The following is a 15,887-nucleotide window of genomic DNA, read 5'->3' as shown; positions in this document are numbered from 1 at the left end:
ATAGTGGCTGACACATTTAGAAATGAAAAGTGAAAAATATGGATTGATTAATGTCTGTTGGTTATGAATTTGCGCGCCTTTCAAAGATCCCGCTCTGTTCTATGCTGGAAGGTATGACCCATTCTTACGGAAGGGAGATGGCTATGGGCAATGAACCGAAGCGCCAAGATGAGCCGGAGCATGAGCAACCCCGGCGACATGAAGAGGAAAAACCCCAGACCTGGAAGCACCCGGACGACGGCACTGAGCTGTCCGAGCGGGATCAGGAGCGTCCGCTCAAGCCCTGATCAATGTTCGGCCGGGGCTAAAAAGCACCCTTGACGGGCCATGAACTGCCTCCACGAAGGGCTCTCCGTGGGGGCGGGTGTTACCTGGGTCGGGGTTTCGAATTCCGCCAGCGCGGCGCCGGTATCGGCATTGATCACCTTAACGCGACACCACCCACTGTCGGCGTCGGCAATCCCGCCTTTGAGCAAGTAGCGCTCTTGGGCGGCGAACTGGGTGTTGAACTCAATCACACAGCGCCGGCCGGCGCTTGCCAGGCCCGACACGATCAAGTGCAGCGGTTGGTCGGCGGCGATGTCCACGTAACCGTCGGGGCGCGAAGTACTGCTGTGCACCGCAAACAGTGCGGTTTCCTTACTCGGCGTTCCCACCCTGCCTTGCAGGCATTCATGATCCGTCGAAACGCTGACAGACAGCCATTCGTTGTAGCTGGCGTGGGTGCTCAACTCACTTTTGAGCTGTGCTCGCGGGCCTTCGAGCGGTGCCTTGTAGGGCGTCATGGCGGTACATCCGGCCAGTAACAGCGGTAGTGCGATGTTGCGGATGTTTATCAAGGCAATAGCATCCAGTTCAAAGAGGGGGCTATGAAACCAGCAACGAAACAGGAAAACCCGAAGCCAGCATCAGGTACGCCACCACTGCCGCCAGGCACAGGCCGACAAACACCCGCAATAAGGTGCGGACGGTGGGGCGGGTGACAAAGCGGATAAGCCAGAGGCAGAACCCGGCCACCAGAATGGGCAGGCCAAAAATGACCAGCACGGTAGTGTTCCTGCGACGTTCGAGCGCTGTTTATAGTCCCAAAGCCGCGTGATGAACAGTGTGCACATAGACGCGGCCGGCCCGGCTTTCTAAACTGCGGCTTGTCTTGGGCTAGGGGCAGGCGCCGATGAATCGCAATGAATTACGCAAGGCCGACATCAACCTGATGGTGGTCTTCGAAGCACTGATGCTCGAGCGCAATGTGACGCGAGTGGCCGAGAAGCTGTTTCTCGGCCAGCCGACCATCAGTTCGGCCCTCAACCGTCTGCGTACCTTGTTCAACGACCCGCTGTTCATTCGCGTCGGCCATCGCATGGAACCTACCGCGCGCGCCGAGGAAATCATCCAGCACCTGTCGCCCGCCCTGGACTCACTGTCGTCGGCCTTGAGCCTGACCCACGATTTCGACCCGTCCGTCAGCACCATGACCTTTCGCATCGGACTGTCCGACGACGTCGAGTTCGGCCTGTTGCCACCGTTGCTGCGCGCCTTGCGCCAGGAAGCGCCGCAGGTGGTGTTCGTGGTGCAGCACGTGGACTATTGGCGGATTCCCGATCTGCTGGCGTCCGGCGATATTACCGTCGGCATCACCCAGACCCGTGGCCTGCCGGCGAATGCCAAGCGCAAGTTGCTGCGCCACATTCGTCCGCGACTGCTGCGCGCCGATGCCTCGGACACCCCGCTGACCCTCGATGAATATTGCTCGCGCCCCCATGTGCTGGTGTCCCACACCGCCAACGTGTCCGGGTTTGCCGATGAGTGGCTGGCGGAAATCGGCCGCAAGCGCCATGTGGTGTTGTCGGTGCCGCAATACAGCGCATTGCCCGCGCTGCTGGCCGGGACCGACTTGATTGCCAGCCTGCCGGACTACACGGCCGAGGCCATGGCGGTGTCGGGCAACCTGTTCTGCGAGCCGTTTCCGTTCGAGACGCCGACCCTGGATTTGTCCATGGTCTGGCTCAGTCATGTGGACACCGACCCGGCCGAACGCTGGGTGCGTTCGCGGCTGGAAGCGTTCATGAGCGATCGGGGCCAGGCGAACAAGGCCTGAGGCTTTTATCCGTGCTATATCTACAGACTTTCCTACGAATGACTCGGAGTCATCCATGCCACACCTGCACTTGGAATACACCGCCAACCTGACAAGCCTGGCCGTCGAGAAAACCCTGTTGCGGCTCAACAATGTGCTGATGGCGTCCGGGCAGTTCGGTTCCGAGTTCGATATCAAAAGCCGCGCTGTGAAGCTCGAGAGTTTTCAGGTGGGCACCTCCCTCAACCCACGCGGTTTCATCGCGGTGAAGCTGTCACTGCTCAGCGGGCGGTCGCCGCAGGTCAAGCAACAATTGTCGCAAAGCCTGCTGGCAGCGTTGCAGGATCTGGGCGACTGGCCGGCGGATCTACAGGTTCAGCTCAGCGTCCAGCTGGTCGACATGGATCGCGACTCCTACAGCAAAGTCGCCATCGGCTAATCCTCGCCACAGAAGTTAGAGTAATCCCTGATCCGCACACACCTTCACCACCTGTTCACGAAACCAGGTATTGGCACTGTCCTGTTCACTGCTTTCATTCCACTGCATATCCAGGGTGAACCCCGGCAATCCGTTGGGGGCCTCGCAGTGGCCGAACACCGTCGCCGGTGCCAGCAGTTTCTGCACGCGGCGCGGCAGGGTGACGATGAAGTCGGTGCCGGTGATCATCTTCAGCGCCGCGCTGTAGCTGTTGGCGCGGGCGATCACCTGGCGCTTGTGGGCCTGGCGCGCCAGCCAGCCGTCGATCATGTTGGTGTCGGAGGTCCATGGCGTGGGGAACACGTGGCGCCGCTCGACGAACGATTGCAGGCTGAATGCCGGCTCGCGCGGTGCCGAGCGTTTATCGAAGACGCACACCAGATCGTCCTCCAGCAGCATCTGGGTCTTGAAGTCTTTATGGGCGCGGTGAAAGTGCGGTCCGAAGCAGATCACCAGATCCAGACGGCCCTCGCGCAGGTCGTCGGCGGGGATGTCGGCTTCCAGTTTCTGCACATTGACGATCACCGGCAGGTCGGCGCGGTCGAAATGCTTCAACAGGCGCGGCAGGATCAGTTGTTCGAAGTACTCCGGCGCGCAGACATTGAAGGTCACGGCCTTCTGGGTCGGGTCGAAGGCCTGGCCACCGGCATGGCACAGGTTGATGCTTTCGAGGATCCTCTGCACATGGGCGTACATGGTGGTGGCCTTGTACGTAGGCCGCATGCCCGCCCGCGTGTTGATAAACAGCTCGTCTTCAAAACTGGTCCGCAGTTTCTTCAGGCTGTAGCTCACGGTGGACTGGCTGACGAACAGCGTTTCTGACACGTCGGTAACGCTGCTCTGGTCATAGACGGCGATAAACACCATCAAGTCCTGCATATCGAGTTTTCTGAGCAAGTTACTGTTTAACATCGGTTTCGTCCGTAAACCCCATGTACCGAAGTCAGTACAAGACAGCGCGAAAGCTTAACGGAACGGCCGTGCCAATAGAAAGCTCTGTAGGGCGTTTCAATGTTTTGCGTGGGACAAATACTGTTTGCAACACGACGTCAGTGAATATGTTCTGCGTAATGCCTTGGGTTGAAGCGCGTGACGATCAGCAGCATCACCACGACCACCGCCGTCAACGACCACCAGGCCCATTCGAAGCTGCCCAGCTGGTCACGGATCATCCCGGCGATCAGCGGCGACAGGCCGGCAATCAGGTAGCCGATGCCCTGCACGAATGCGGTAAGGCTCCCCGCGCGACGCGGGTTGTCGAGGTGGTCGAGGGACAGGATCAGGCTCATCGGGAACAACCCGCCGATACCCAGCCCCAGCAGGCACGGCCACAGCAAACTGAGGTGTTGCGGGCTGAGGATCAGGCCGCAGAACCCGAGGATGATCAGCCCCAGCAACACCGCCACCACCCCGCGTTTATCCCGGCGGCGGTTGGCGATGGCCGGCGTGACCAGGCCGGACACCACCTCCATCGCGGTCAGGAAACCCAGCAACAAACCGGCATTCTGTTCGCTCCAGCCTTGCTCCACGTAGTACGGCGCCAGCCACGCCAGCACGCAGGTGTAGGACGCCGTACCGAGGCCGAAAAAGATCGCCAGCAACCAGGCGCGGCCGTTGCCGAAAAACGATTCCTGAGGGCCGGCGGCGGCTTGGGGCAACGGTGGCAACACCGAGCGCTGGGCGTACCAGAACACCAGGGCCAGCAGCGCCAGAAACGCCCAGATCGCCAGGCCGATGCGCCAGCTGCCGGTCTGCACCTGCACGAAGGGGGAGAACGCTGCCGCCAGCGCCGCGCCGCCCATGATAGCGGTGACGTAGAGGCCCATGAACAACGACACGTTTTCGCTGAACCGCGACTTGATCAGCGCCGGCATCAACGCCTGGATCATGGCGATGCCCACACCGGCGGCAATCGCGCTGACGATCAATTCCAGAGCCGAATCCAGGAACAGCCGCGACAACGTCGCCACGCCAATCACCAGCAGTGACAGCACAATGCTGCGGTGCTCGCCAAAACGCTTGGCCAGGCCCATGCCAAAGAACATCGCCAGGCCCATGGCCATGACCGGCAACATGGTCAGCAACGCCGCGCTGCTGAAACTCAACGGCACCTCGCCGCGAATCGACGACAACAACGGCCCCACGGCGGCCATCGACGGCCGCAGGTTAAGGGCGACCAGCACGACGCTGATCATCAGCCACACGGCGGTGGTGGGTTTTGCCTGAACGTTTTCCATGGGCCTGCCTTGAATGAACAAGGGCGAATCAGGCCACGCATGGGGGAGGGGGGCAAATGAGAAAGTCGCAGGGGCTATCTAAAAATTGCGGTTAACTGAAACACCGCAAGTCAAAGTGTGAGAGCGGGCAAGCCCGCTCACCACAGTTACAGTGTTCCTCCTTAACTGACTGGCATTAGGTGCAAGCTCCCTCCCATATTTGTTCTGCGTCGTCAGATAGACCGGATCACATGTTTGATCTCCTGAAACGCCGCCAGGCCCCACGGCCCCAGCTCACGGCCGATACTGCTCTGCTTGTAACCACCCCACGCCGTCTGCGGGAAGATCACCTGCGGTGCGTTGATCCACACCAACCCGGCCTGCAAGGCATTCGCCACGCGTTCGGTGGTCTCGACGCTACGGCTGACCACGCTGGCCACCAGGCCGAAATCGCTGTCGTTGGCCAGGGCAATGGCCTCTTCCTCAGTGGCAAAAGGTCGTACACACAGCACCGGGCCGAAGATTTCTTCGTTCCACAATGCACTGTCCAATGGCACGTCGGTAAACACGGTTGGGCGAATGAAGTAGCCCTTCGCCAGGTTCGCCGGGCGTTCGCCGCCACACACCAATCGCGCGCCAGCCTCAATGCCCCGTTGGATATGCCCCAGCACCCGCTGATACTGCACGCGGTTGATCAACGCGCCCATTTCCACGTCGTCGGCAAATGGGTCGGCGACGCGAATTGCTTCAGCCCGTGCCTGCAAGCGTTGCAGGAATTCATCCGCCAGGCTGTCGGCCACCAGCACGCGGCTGGTGGCGGAACACATTTGCCCAGCGTTGAAAAAACCACCGCCACACGCCAGCTCCACCGCCAGGTCGAGGTCGGCATCCGCCAGTACCAGCAGCGAAGATTTACCGCCTAATTCCAGGCTCACGCCCTTGATGGTTTCCGCTGCACGTTGCATCACCTGCACCCCCACGGCGTTGCTGCCGGTGAAGGAAATCTTCGCCACGCGACGGTCTGCCGCCAGCGGTGCACCAACGGCCAAGCCGGTGCCGCAGACCAGGTTGAACACCCCCGCCGGGCAGCCCGCGTCAGCGATGATTTGCGCCAACTGCAACTCCGCCAAGGGCGTGACTTCCGAGGGCTTGAGCACCACGCAGCAACCGGCGGCAAGGGCCGGGGCGAGTTTCCAGGCGGTGGTGACCATCGGGAAATTCCACGGCACGATCAACCCCACCACGCCGCACGGCTCACGGCGCAGGCGCGCGCTGAAGTCATCGCTGGGCAGCGCCACCGGGCGATCCTGTCCGGCGTCCATGTCGTCGGCGATACCGGCGTAGTACTCGAACGTGGCGATCACGTCGTCCACATCGATGCCGGCTTCAAACAGCGGCTTGCCGTTGTTGCTCGATTGCAGGTGCATCAACTGTTCGCGCTGCGCGCTGACGCCTTGGGCGATTTTGCGCAGCAGGCTGGCGCGATCACGGCCGCTACTTTTCGACCAGTCGATAAAGGCCGCGCTGGCTGCATCCACGGCCTCGGTCACGGCCTGCCCATCGCCGACGCTGACACGGGCCAGGGTCGCCTCGGTGGCCGGGTTGATCACCTCCAGCACGTCATGGCCGGCACGCCATGCGCCGTCGATATACACACCGTTCATTACTGCGCTCATACCGCTGGCTCCTGCATCCATAGGTCCTGGTCGATCTCAATCAGCGTCGGCCCCGGGCGATCGGCGGCGGCGCGCAAGGCGTTGCGCAGCTGTGCAACGCTGTGAGCGCTGTCGGCAGCACTGCCGAGGGCCTTGGCCACGCCGATAAAATCCGGGGTGTAGATGTCTACGCCGACCGGTTCGATGGCGCGGTTGAGCATGTATTTCTTGATCTCTTCATATCCCTGGTTATTCCACAGCAGCACGATGATCGGCGTGCGCGCTTCCACTGCGCTGGCCAGTTCCGGCAGGGTGAATTGCAGCCCGCCGTCACCAATCAAACACACCACCGGTTGCCCATCGCCACGGCCCAACCAGGCGCCGATGGCGGCCGGCAGGGCGTAGCCCAAGGTGCCGTAGCCGGTGGAGGAATTGAACCAGCGGCGCGGGTGATCGAGGTTCAGGGTCAGGTTGCCGCTGTACACCGGTTGGGTCGAATCGCCCACCAGCACGGCGCCCGGCAGTGCCTCCAGCACCGTATTGAGGAACAGGGTTTGCGCGCGGGTGGCGGCGTCCCAGGTGGGGGCCAGTTCGGCCCACAACCGGGCGACGCGCTGAGCGCCCCAGTCGATGTGGCGGGGGCCCAGCGGCGTGCGGTTCAAGTCGGCCAGCAAGGCATCGGCGGCGATCCTTGCGTCGGCCACCAAGGCGAGATGCGGCGGGTAGTTGCGCACGGTCTGGTCGGGGTCGATATCAATGCGTAGCAGCGCGCCGGGTATCTCGAAGCCACCGGCGAAGGTCACGTCGTAGTCGGTCTCGGCCAGCTCGGTGCCGATGGCCAGCACCACATCGGCCTCGGCCACCAGCGCGCGGGTAGCGACCAGGGACTGAGTCGAGCCGATCAGCAGCGGATGCTCGGAAGGCAGCATGCCCTTCGCATTGATGGTCAGGGCCACCGGCGCGCCGAGGGCTTCGGCCAGGCGGGTCAATTCGGCGGCCGCCTCAATCGCGCCGCCACCGGCCAGGATCAGCGGGCGTTTAGCGGCGGCGAGCAACTGGCTCATCTGCTTGACCGCCGCCGGTGCCGCACCGGCACGGGCGATGCTGACCGGTTGACTGCCGAGCAGTGCATCGGCGTTTTCCACCAGCACATCCAATGGAATCTCGATATGCACCGGGCGCGGCCTGCCGGCCTGGAACAACGCAAACGCCCGCGCCAGCACGGCGGGCAACTCCGCTGCCGACATCAAGGTATGGGAGAACGCCGCCACGCCGGCCATCATCGCGCCCTGGTTCGGCAGCTCATGCAACTTGCCGCGCCCGCCGCCCAACTGGCTGCGCGATTGCACGCTGGAAATCACCAGCATCGGGATCGAGTCGGCGTAGGCCTGGCCCATGGCGGTGGTGATATTGGTCATGCCCGGGCCGGTGATGATGAAACACACGCCCGGTTTGCCACGGGTGCGCGCGTAGCCGTCGGCCATAAAGCCGGCGCCCTGTTCGTGGCGCGGGGTGACGTGGCGGATGCTCGAGCGGGCCAGGCCGCGATACAGCTCCACGGTGTGCACGCCGGGAATACCAAACACCTGGTCCACGCCGTAGCTTTCCAGGAGGTTGACCAATACTTCGCCACAGGTCGCCATAGGTGTCGCTCTTGTTATGGATTCGTGGCGGTATTGGAACGGCTGGCCCGTAGCGGCAACAATCGATAAAAAGTCATACTAGCCATGTCCTCACGTCATGGCTGCGCCCTTATGAAACGCCTTCCGCCCCTGCCCGCGCTGCATACCTTCTGGGTCACGGCCCAGTGCTGCAACTTCACCCGCGCCGCCGAGCAACTGCATATCACACAAGGTGCGGTGAGCCGGCAGATCGCCGGGCTGGAGAGCCATTTGGGCTACGCCTTGTTCCAGCGCCAGGCACGGGGGTTGAGCCTGACCGAAGAAGGTCGCGAGTGGTCGCAACGGGTGCAGCAGGTGTTTGGCCTGCTCGGTGACGCGGTGGAGCAGATCGGCAATCGCCGCCATACCCTGCAAATCAAGGCCTCCACCTGCGTAATGCGCTGGTTGTTGCCGCGCCTGATGCAATGGCAGCGGGAGCGCCCGGACGTTCCGGTGGAACTCACCACCACCGTGGCCTACAGCGTGGATTTTCGTCGCGAGCAATTCGACGCGGCGGTGATCTATGCACCCATCGCCGAGCAATCGGCCGAGGCGCGGCATTTGTTCGATGAGCAACTCACCCCGGTCTGCGCACCGGCGCTGCTCGCCGGTTTGCACACCCCGGCGGACTTGCAGCAACAGGTGCTGTTGCACCCCACGCGGGATGAGCGCGATTGGGCGCGCTGGCTCCAGGCGGCGGATACGCGGTTGAGCAACGTGAGCCAGGGGCATCATTTCGAGACGTTGGACTTGGCGATGAACGTGGCCTCCCAGGGCTCCGGGGTGGCGATGGGCGACAGTGCGTTGATGGGCGAGGATCTCAAGGCGGGGCGCTTGGCGATGCCGTTTGAACTGCGGGTACCGACGGGGAAGGGGTACTACCTGGTGTATCCGCCGGGGACGGTGCCGTCGGCAGGGCTTGAAGCGCTGATGGATTGGTTAGTGAGCCAGGCGCAGCAGTCGTAGGCGCTGAAGATCCAAATGTGGGAGGGGGCTTGCTCCCGATAGCGGTGTGTCAGTCAAAGAGGCTCCAACTGAACTACCGCTATCGGGAGCAAGCCCCCTCCCACAGGTGTCAGTAACCGACGGTGAAGCGCTGGCGCGAGTGCTTCGGTGTTTCCACTTCATCGAGCATGGCGATGGCGTAGTCGGCAAAGCTGATCGAGCTGCTACCGTCACTGCTCACCAGCAAGTCATCCTGGCCCAGACGGAATTTACCGGTGCGCTGGGTGCCATCGAACAAGGCCGACGGCGACAGGAACGTCCAATCCAGGTCCTTTTCCTGACGCAGCACGTCGAGAAACGCGGCCCCTGCACTGGCTTCGGCTTTGTATTCCGCCGGGAAGCCCTCGCTGTCGATTACACGCCCGCCACCGAGCAGCAACGAACCGGCGCCGCCCACCACCAGCAGGCGTTTCACCCCGGCTTTTTTTACCGGGCCGATCACGGCGCTGGCGGGCAGGGTGGCGAAATGTGCCGCGCTGATCACCACATCGCTGCCGCTGATGGCTTGTTCCAGGGCATTGGCATCCAGTGCATCAACCTGCTTGACGGTGACGCCGGGGCGTACAGCCAGCTTGTCGGTGTTACGCGCGATAGCCACCACGCTATGCCCACGACGCAGGGCTTCTTCCAGCAATTGGCTGCCGGCACGGCCGGTGGCCCCAATGATTGCGATCTTGCTCATGATGTTCTCCAGTACGGTCAGGGTTTAAAGGCATTCACCACTTCATTTCGCCCTTGGCGACTTTGGCGCTCAGTTCCAGCGAGCTTTCGTCGGCGAGGGTGGGGTAGCGCTTTTTCATGGCCGCGATCAGGGCGGCGGCGTCCTTGGCCTTGGCGGTTTCTACGTCGAAGGCCTTGATGTAGTCGGCAGTAAAGGCCACGGCTTGCGGTGACGGCGTGCCCAGGTAGTGGCCAGGAATCACCGTGCGTGGCTTCAACTGTTCGATGCGTTGCAGGGTCGCAAGCCAGTCTTTATGGGATTGCGCGCTTTGGGTGTCGGCCATCCACAGGTGAATGTTTTGCGCGACCACCACGCCCCCGACCACGGCCTTGATCGACGGGATCCACACGAAGCTGCGGTCCGGCTGCGGGCCATCCAGGCCGATCACCTCCAGCTGCTGCCCTTCAAGGGTCAGGCTGTGGCCTTGCAGCACCTGGGGCACGATGGTTTTGCCCGGTTTGTCGGCACCCATTTTCGGGCCCCAGAACTCAAGTTTGCCGGCCACGGTGGCGTTGATATGGTCCACCACCGGTTGCGGCGCCAGCACCTTGGCGTCGGGGAACGCGGCCGTCAGGGTGTCGAGGCCGAAGTAGTAATCCGGGTCGCCATGGCTGATGTAGATGGTGGTCAGGTGTTTGCCGCTGGCGCGGATCTTCTGCACCAGTTGCTCGGCCTGGCCCTTGCCGAATTGCGCGTCCACCAGGATCGCGTCTTTGGCACCGCTGACCAGCACCGAGCTGACCGGGAAGATCGCCGCCTCGCCCGGGTTGTAGACATCCAGGGTCAGGTCGGCCGCCGCTGCATGGCCGGCAAACGCCAAGGCAGCGGTGAAGGTCAAGCGCTTGAGGGTTGAGAACATCGGGCAGCTCCAGCAGTGGATTCAAAGGATGCACAGAGCTTAGTTGCACTAAACCGAACTAAAAATGCGATGCTGGGACATAGTTTGTTTCTGAAATCGGGCAAATCATGGATCGTCTTCAAGCAATGCGCGTGTTTGTCACGGTGGTGGACCTGGGCAGTCAGTCCGCCGCCGCCGACCATCTGGACCTGTCGCGCCCGGTGGTGTCGCGTTACCTGGCCGAGCTGGAAGACTGGGTCGGCGCGCGCCTGTTGCACCGCACCACGCGCAAACTCAGCCTCACGGCGGCCGGTGGCGAAACCCTGCCACGCTGTCGGCAACTCCTGGAGTTGTGCGGTGATATGCAGGCCGCCGTCAGTGAGCCTGATAAGGCGCCCCGTGGCCTGTTGCGCCTGAGTGTCAGCACCTCGTTTGGCCAGGCGCAATTGGCCGAGGCCATTGCCGAGTACGTCAAGCGCTATCCCCTGGTGACCATTGACCTGCAAATGCTCGACCGCACGGTGAACCTGGTGGACGAGCGCATCGACCTGGCCATCCGCACCAGCAACGACCTGGACCCCAACCTGATCGCCCGGCGCCTGACAGTCTGTCGCTCCGTGGTGTGCGCAACCCCGGCCTACCTGTTGGAGCACCCGGCGCCGCAGAAAGTCGAGGACCTGGCCCGGCACAACTGCCTGACCCATTCGTACTTCGGCAAAAGCCTGTGGCATTTCGAGGAGCACGGCGAGCACGTCTCGGTGCCGGTGCACGGCAATATCACCGCTAACGAAGCCAGTACGTTGTTACGCGTGACGCTGGCCGGCGCGGGTGTGGCGATGCTGCCCAGCTACCAGGCCGGCGATCACATCCGCCGTGGTGAACTGGTACGTCTGCTACCCGAGGCCGAACCCCGGCAGATGAACATCTACGCGGTCTATGCGTCACGCAAACACATGCCTTCGGCGCTGCGCAGCCTGCTGGATTTCCTGGTGGTGAGGTTCCCCGAGGAGCCGGTGTGGGATAGGTGTCTTTAGGGCGACATAACCCTGTTGAATGTCGCCCAATAATGGCAACTCGCCCTGGTTGACCTATGCTTTAAACAGCACCCTGTAGATCCGCTCAGAGGTCTGTGCCATGAGCATTAAAACCCGCAAATACCTGATGATTTTCTTCCTCTGCGCCTTGGCGACCGGCCTGTATGGCACCGCCGCCTACCGCGTGGAGCAGACCCGGATGCAGCCGACCTTTGCGATCAGCTGCCATCAGGACCAATGCGTTCCCCACACCGGCAGTTTCAGTGCACTCAGGTAGACGGCTGTTCGGCCTTGAGTTGCTCGCGAAACGCCTTGGGTGAGAACCCGACCCGTCGGCGGAACAGCCGAGAGAAGTTGGTCGGGTCGGAAAAACCCAGTACTTCCGACATTTCGTTGATGGTCATGCTGGTGTAGGTCAGCAGGCGCTTGGCCTCGAGTAATTGACGGTCATGCATGATCTGCAAGGCAGGCTGCCCGCCCAGTTCCCGACACGTCCCATTCAGGTGTGAGACCGAGATACCCAGTTTGTGGGCCAGATCCTCAATCTTCGGGTGTTCCCGATAGTGCTGTTCAACCAATTGCGTAAAGCGCCGGAAATACTCGCGGCCCCTTGGCGCGCGCGGGTGGCGACGCTGGATGGCCTGGCGGCTGATCCACACCAGCAGCACACTGACCAGCGCGTGCATCAGCATGTCCCGGGCCGGTTGGTCGTCGGCGTATTCGTCCTGCAGGCGGGCGAACTGGCTGTTGAGGTAATCACTGTCCTTGCCCGCCGGGTAGCTGCCCAGGGGCTGCAAACCGCCTGCCGTTGCGCCCAGTTGGGCTTGCAAGTGGCTGACCAGGGGTGCCGCCAGGGTGACTACATAGCCTTCGACATCTTCGGCAAAGCGAAACCCATGCACGCACAACGGCGGCAATACCTGCAGCGTGGCTTCGTTGAGGGTGGTGCGCTGGCCTTCGATTTCCAACTCGGCCTGGCCTTTGTGCACGTACAGCAGTTGGCACAGATCCGCGTGCCGGTGGGGCTGGATTTCCCACTGGTATTCCCGACTGCGCCGGGAAATGGTTTCGCAGTGCAACAAATCGGGGGTCGGCCATTGCTGGCTTTCTCCGTAAAGCTTGAAGACCGGAATCGCGGTGTTGGTCATGGTTTCAATCCGATACTCAGGACAGTGGTGCGGTAATCGCCCAAATTGGCAAAAAGCGCAGGTTTTGTCGCAGTTTTCACCTTCTTATACTGCGCACTCAAGTGAAAACTGTCAGCCACAAGATCAATGACAACTCTTTCACTCGATCCGTTCGGGTGGAACTTGCGGGCGATAAAAATAATGAAAACCCTGAAAACCCAAGTCGCCATTATCGGCGCCGGTCCCTCCGGACTGTTGCTCGGCCAGCTGTTGCACAACGCCGGTATCCAGACCCTGATCCTGGAGCGCCAGAGTGCCGACTACGTACAAGGCCGTATCCGCGCCGGGGTGCTGGAACAAGGCATGGTCAACCTGCTGCGCGAGGCGGGCGTGAGCCAGCGCATGGATGCCGAAGGCCTGGTACATGATGGCTTCGAGCTGGCGCTGGACGGTCAACTGACCCACATCGACCTCAAGGCGCTGACCGGCGGCCAATCGGTGATGATCTACGGCCAGACCGAAGTCACCCGCGACCTCATGGCCGCCCGCGCCGCCGCTGGCGCCACCACGCTGTATGAAGCGCGCGACGTGCAGCCCCATGATCTTAAAAGTGATCGACCCTGGCTGACGTTCGAGCATCAGGGCCAGGCGTTTCGCCTGGAGTGCGACTACATCGCCGGTTGTGATGGGTTCCACGGTGTGGCGCGCCAGTCGATCCCGGCTGAATCGCTGAAGGTGTTCGAGCGTGTCTACCCCTTCGGTTGGCTGGGCATCCTTGCCGACACCCCGCCGGTGCACGCGGAACTGGTGTACGCCAAGCATTCACGGGGCTTTGCGCTGTGCAGCATGCGTTCACCGACGCGCAGCCGCTATTACCTGCAAGTGCCGGCCGAGGAGCCGGTAGGCGAATGGTCGGACGAACGCTTCTGGGCGGAACTGAAAACCCGGCTGCCCAACGCTTTGGCTGAACAACTGGTCACCGGCCCCTCCATCGAAAAAAGCATCGCGCCCCTGCGCAGTTTTGTGGTGGAACCGATGCAGTACGGGCGCCTGTTCCTGCTCGGCGATGCGGCCCATATCGTGCCGCCCACCGGGGCCAAGGGCTTGAACCTGGCGGCCAGCGACGTGAGCACCCTGTTCCGGATTTTGCTCAAGGTGTATGGCGAGGGGCGCGTGGACTTGCTCGAACGTTATTCCGCCATTTGCCTGCGCCGGGTGTGGAAGGCCGAACGGTTTTCCTGGTGGATGACCTCGATGTTGCATCAATTCCCTGAGTCCGACGGATTCAGCCAGCGCATTGCCCAGAGCGAGCTGGAGTACTTCATCCACTCCGAAGCCGGGCGCCAGACCATCGCGGAAAATTACGTCGGACTTCCTTACGAGCCTATCGAATAGCCTGCTATCGTATCGAGCATTCCCGCGGGCTGCCTTTTCCCGCGGGCCCTGCTCGAAGGTTCTGCCGTGACTCAGCTCAATCAGCCCGCGCCACCGCTCCCCGCGGTGCGCAGTATTCTCGCCTCGTTGATGATGGCGATCTTCCTCGGTGCCCTGGACCAGACCATTGTCGCCGTGTCCATGCCCGCCATCTCCGCGCAATTCCACGACGTCAACCTGCTGGCCTGGGTCATCTCCGGTTATATGGTGGCGATGACGGTGGCGGTGCCGATCTACGGCAAGCTCGGCGACCTCTACGGGCGGCGGCCGATGATGCTGATCGGCATGGGGCTGTTTACCGTTGCTTCGTTGTTCTGCGGTATGGCCCAGAGCATGGAGCAACTGGTGCTGGCGCGGGTGCTGCAGGGCATCGGCGCCGGCGGAATGATCTCGGTGAGCCAGGCGATCATCGGCGACATCATCCCGCCCCGTGAGCGCGGGCGCTATCAGGGCTATTTCAGCAGCATGTACGCAGTGGCCAGCGTGGCCGGGCCGGTGTTGGGCGGCTACATGACCGAGTATTTATCCTGGCGCTGGGTGTTCCTGATCAACCTGCCGCTGGGCGCCGGTGCCTGGTACGTGGCCCATCGCACCCTGGTGGGGCTGCCGGCGCCGCAACGCAAGCCGATCATCGATTACCTCGGCACGGTGCTGATGATCATCGGCCTCACCGCCTTGCTGTTGGGCATTACCGAAATCGGCCAGGGCCATCATTGGCGTGACAGCCAGGTGTTGGGGCTGCTGGCCTGTGCCCTGGTGGCATTGACCCTGTTCGTCTGGCACGAGCGCCGCGCCCGCGAGCCGTTGCTGCCGATGCACCTGTTTGCCAACCGCAGTGCGGTGCTGTGCTGGTGCACGATTTTCTTCACCAGCTTCCAGGCGATTTCCCTGACGGTGCTGATGCCCTTGCGCTTTCAGACAGTGACCGGCGGCGGAGCCGACAGCGCCGCCTTGCATTTGCTGCCCCTGGCGATGGGCCTGCCCATCGGCGCCTATTGCGCCGGGCGCATGACCTCGGTGACAGGGCGTTACAAACCGATGATTCTCAGCGGCGCGCTGTTAAGCCCGCTGGCGATCCTGGGCATGGCCTACAGTGCGCCCCAGGATATGCTGCTGACCGGCGTATTCATGTTGCTGTGCGGGATCGCCGCCGGCATGCAGTTTCCCACCTCCCTGGTGGGGGCGCAGAACTCGGTGGAGCAACGGGACATCGGCGTTGCTACCAGCACCACCAACCTGTTCCGCTCCCTGGGCGGCGCGGTGGGGGTGGCGTGCATGTCGGCGTTGCTGCTGGCGTTGTTGCAGGACTCCAGCTTCGCCCATCTGGCCAGCGGTGCGCTGGTGGCCGAAGGCGGTTCCGGCAACGTGCTGCTTGACGGCCTGAACGCCGCGCCAGGCCCGGCGCAGGATGCCCTGCGCGGGGAGCTGGGGGTGACGTTCCGGCATTTGCTGCTGGTGAGTGCGGGGGTGTCGCTGCTGGGGTTGGCGGCGGCGATCGCGATGCCCAATCGCGTGCTGCGCGGGCGGGAAGACAAAACCCGCTGACTGACACAATAGAGACCTAATGTGGGAGGGGGCTTGCCCCGGAGGCCATGGGTATCTACACAACTTTTCAGCCCCTGACAAATCTCCTTGTGGCGA

Annotated in this window: 17 protein-coding genes; 8 read left to right on the top strand and 9 right to left on the bottom strand. The window is 62.3% G+C overall.

Going from position 1 to position 15,887, the window contains the following annotated elements; genetic code table 11:
• Positions 1–143 precede the first annotated feature (143 nt).
• Complete coding sequence (locus BFQ01_RS32700; protein ID WP_162844254.1) at positions 144–287, top strand: hypothetical protein; 144 nt, start codon at positions 144–146, stop codon at positions 285–287.
• On the opposite strand, the gene BFQ01_RS30415 is transcribed toward BFQ01_RS32700, so the two are convergent.
• Positions 288–785 (bottom strand): hypothetical protein, encoded by a 498-nt coding sequence (locus tag BFQ01_RS30415; RefSeq protein ID WP_065928202.1) that lies wholly within the window; start codon positions 783–785, stop codon positions 288–290.
• An 82-nt stretch (positions 786–867) separates the two neighbouring features.
• Positions 868–1,047 carry a hypothetical protein gene (locus BFQ01_RS30410; protein WP_065928201.1) on the bottom strand — a complete coding sequence of 60 codons (180 nt, stop codon included), beginning with the start codon at positions 1,045–1,047 and terminating at the stop codon, positions 868–870.
• 127 nt (positions 1,048–1,174) lie between these two features.
• On the opposite strand from BFQ01_RS30410, the gene BFQ01_RS30405 reads away from it, so the two are divergent.
• Positions 1,175–2,098 (top strand): LysR substrate-binding domain-containing protein, encoded by a 924-nt coding sequence (locus BFQ01_RS30405; RefSeq protein ID WP_065928200.1) that lies wholly within the window; start codon positions 1,175–1,177, stop codon positions 2,096–2,098.
• 55 nt (positions 2,099–2,153) lie between these two features.
• A complete protein-coding gene (locus tag BFQ01_RS30400) occupies positions 2,154–2,516 on the top strand; it encodes a 5-carboxymethyl-2-hydroxymuconate Delta-isomerase (RefSeq protein ID WP_065928199.1) in 363 nt (120 codons plus the stop codon).
• Positions 2,517–2,531: 15 nt separating this feature from the next.
• Here BFQ01_RS30400 and BFQ01_RS30395 read toward each other — a convergent pair whose 3' ends face one another.
• From BFQ01_RS30395 to BFQ01_RS30380, 4 genes are all read right to left on the bottom strand, one after another.
• Positions 2,532–3,467, bottom strand: a complete 936-nt coding sequence (locus BFQ01_RS30395; protein ID WP_065928198.1) for a LysR family transcriptional regulator — start codon at positions 3,465–3,467, stop codon at positions 2,532–2,534.
• Positions 3,468–3,604: 137 nt separating this feature from the next.
• Positions 3,605–4,792, bottom strand: a complete 1,188-nt coding sequence (locus BFQ01_RS30390; protein ID WP_065928197.1) for a cyanate transporter — start codon at positions 4,790–4,792, stop codon at positions 3,605–3,607.
• A gap of 212 nt (positions 4,793–5,004) precedes the next feature.
• Entirely contained in the window at positions 5,005–6,447 is a 1,443-nt protein-coding gene (locus BFQ01_RS30385; protein ID WP_065928196.1) for an aldehyde dehydrogenase family protein, read from the bottom strand.
• Complete coding sequence (locus BFQ01_RS30380) at positions 6,444–8,069, bottom strand: 5-guanidino-2-oxopentanoate decarboxylase (protein WP_065928195.1); 1,626 nt, start codon at positions 8,067–8,069, stop codon at positions 6,444–6,446. Before BFQ01_RS30380 ends, BFQ01_RS30385 begins: the two co-directional genes overlap by 4 nt.
• Before the next feature lie 111 nt (positions 8,070–8,180).
• On the opposite strand from BFQ01_RS30380, the gene BFQ01_RS30375 reads away from it, so the two are divergent.
• Positions 8,181–9,053: a LysR substrate-binding domain-containing protein gene (locus BFQ01_RS30375; protein ID WP_065928194.1), complete on the top strand. Its 873-nt coding sequence runs from the start codon at positions 8,181–8,183 to the stop codon at positions 9,051–9,053.
• Positions 9,054–9,162: 109 nt separating this feature from the next.
• On the opposite strand, the gene BFQ01_RS30370 is transcribed toward BFQ01_RS30375, so the two are convergent.
• Positions 9,163–9,774 (bottom strand): NAD(P)-dependent oxidoreductase, encoded by a 612-nt coding sequence (locus tag BFQ01_RS30370; protein WP_065928193.1) that lies wholly within the window; start codon positions 9,772–9,774, stop codon positions 9,163–9,165.
• 34 nt (positions 9,775–9,808) lie between these two features.
• Positions 9,809–10,672: an MBL fold metallo-hydrolase gene (locus tag BFQ01_RS30365; protein ID WP_065928192.1), complete on the bottom strand. Its 864-nt coding sequence runs from the start codon at positions 10,670–10,672 to the stop codon at positions 9,809–9,811.
• A gap of 107 nt (positions 10,673–10,779) precedes the next feature.
• Between BFQ01_RS30365 and BFQ01_RS30360 the strand changes: the two genes are divergently transcribed.
• On the top strand, positions 10,780–11,685 hold the full coding sequence (locus tag BFQ01_RS30360) for a LysR family transcriptional regulator (protein WP_065928191.1): 906 nt from the start codon (positions 10,780–10,782) through the stop codon (positions 11,683–11,685).
• A gap of 100 nt (positions 11,686–11,785) precedes the next feature.
• Complete coding sequence (locus BFQ01_RS32695; protein WP_162844255.1) at positions 11,786–11,962, top strand: hypothetical protein; 177 nt, start codon at positions 11,786–11,788, stop codon at positions 11,960–11,962.
• On the opposite strand, the gene BFQ01_RS30355 is transcribed toward BFQ01_RS32695, so the two are convergent.
• Positions 11,955–12,833 carry a helix-turn-helix domain-containing protein gene (locus BFQ01_RS30355; RefSeq protein WP_065928190.1) on the bottom strand — a complete coding sequence of 293 codons (879 nt, stop codon included), beginning with the start codon at positions 12,831–12,833 and terminating at the stop codon, positions 11,955–11,957. The two genes, BFQ01_RS32695 and BFQ01_RS30355, sit on opposite strands and share 8 nt — an antisense overlap.
• A gap of 189 nt (positions 12,834–13,022) precedes the next feature.
• Here BFQ01_RS30355 and pobA point away from each other — a divergent pair, with 189 nt between their 5' ends.
• Complete coding sequence (gene pobA, locus BFQ01_RS30350) at positions 13,023–14,207, top strand: 4-hydroxybenzoate 3-monooxygenase (protein WP_174562733.1); 1,185 nt, start codon at positions 13,023–13,025, stop codon at positions 14,205–14,207.
• 66 nt (positions 14,208–14,273) lie between these two features.
• Positions 14,274–15,791, top strand: a complete 1,518-nt coding sequence (locus BFQ01_RS30345) for an MDR family MFS transporter (protein ID WP_065928188.1) — start codon at positions 14,274–14,276, stop codon at positions 15,789–15,791.
• Positions 15,792–15,887: the final 96 nt, after the last annotated feature.

This window comes from Pseudomonas sp. 8 R 14, assembly GCF_900005955.1.
Lineage (GTDB): Bacteria > Pseudomonadota > Gammaproteobacteria > Pseudomonadales > Pseudomonadaceae > Aquipseudomonas > Aquipseudomonas marginalis.
Note: the sequence above shows the minus strand (reverse complement) of the source record. Positions and strands in the feature narration are given on the sequence as shown.

What these genes read in the sequence shown, in the direction of transcription:
- BFQ01_RS30360 (WP_065928191.1), top strand. Translation starts at nt 10,780, where the DNA reads ATGGATCGTCTTCAAGCAATGCGCGTGTTTGTCACGGTGGTGGACCTG.
- BFQ01_RS30375 (WP_065928194.1), top strand. Translation starts at nt 8,181, where the DNA reads ATGAAACGCCTTCCGCCCCTGCCCGCGCTGCATACCTTCTGGGTCACG.
- BFQ01_RS32695 (WP_162844255.1), top strand. Translation starts at nt 11,786, where the DNA reads ATGAGCATTAAAACCCGCAAATACCTGATGATTTTCTTCCTCTGCGCC.
- BFQ01_RS30400 (WP_065928199.1), top strand. Translation starts at nt 2,154, where the DNA reads ATGCCACACCTGCACTTGGAATACACCGCCAACCTGACAAGCCTGGCC.
- BFQ01_RS30390 (WP_065928197.1), bottom strand. Translation starts at nt 4,792, where the DNA reads ATGGAAAACGTTCAGGCAAAACCCACCACCGCCGTGTGGCTGATGATC.
- BFQ01_RS32700 (WP_162844254.1), top strand. Translation starts at nt 144, where the DNA reads ATGGGCAATGAACCGAAGCGCCAAGATGAGCCGGAGCATGAGCAACCC.
- BFQ01_RS30365 (WP_065928192.1), bottom strand. Translation starts at nt 10,672, where the DNA reads ATGTTCTCAACCCTCAAGCGCTTGACCTTCACCGCTGCCTTGGCGTTT.
- BFQ01_RS30385 (WP_065928196.1), bottom strand. Translation starts at nt 6,447, where the DNA reads ATGAGCGCAGTAATGAACGGTGTGTATATCGACGGCGCATGGCGTGCC.
- BFQ01_RS30395 (WP_065928198.1), bottom strand. Translation starts at nt 3,467, where the DNA reads ATGTTAAACAGTAACTTGCTCAGAAAACTCGATATGCAGGACTTGATG.
- BFQ01_RS30415 (WP_065928202.1), bottom strand. Translation starts at nt 785, where the DNA reads ATGACGCCCTACAAGGCACCGCTCGAAGGCCCGCGAGCACAGCTCAAA.
- BFQ01_RS30405 (WP_065928200.1), top strand. Translation starts at nt 1,175, where the DNA reads ATGAATCGCAATGAATTACGCAAGGCCGACATCAACCTGATGGTGGTC.
- BFQ01_RS30370 (WP_065928193.1), bottom strand. Translation starts at nt 9,774, where the DNA reads ATGAGCAAGATCGCAATCATTGGGGCCACCGGCCGTGCCGGCAGCCAA.
- BFQ01_RS30380 (WP_065928195.1), bottom strand. Translation starts at nt 8,069, where the DNA reads ATGGCGACCTGTGGCGAAGTATTGGTCAACCTCCTGGAAAGCTACGGC.
- BFQ01_RS30355 (WP_065928190.1), bottom strand. Translation starts at nt 12,833, where the DNA reads ATGACCAACACCGCGATTCCGGTCTTCAAGCTTTACGGAGAAAGCCAG.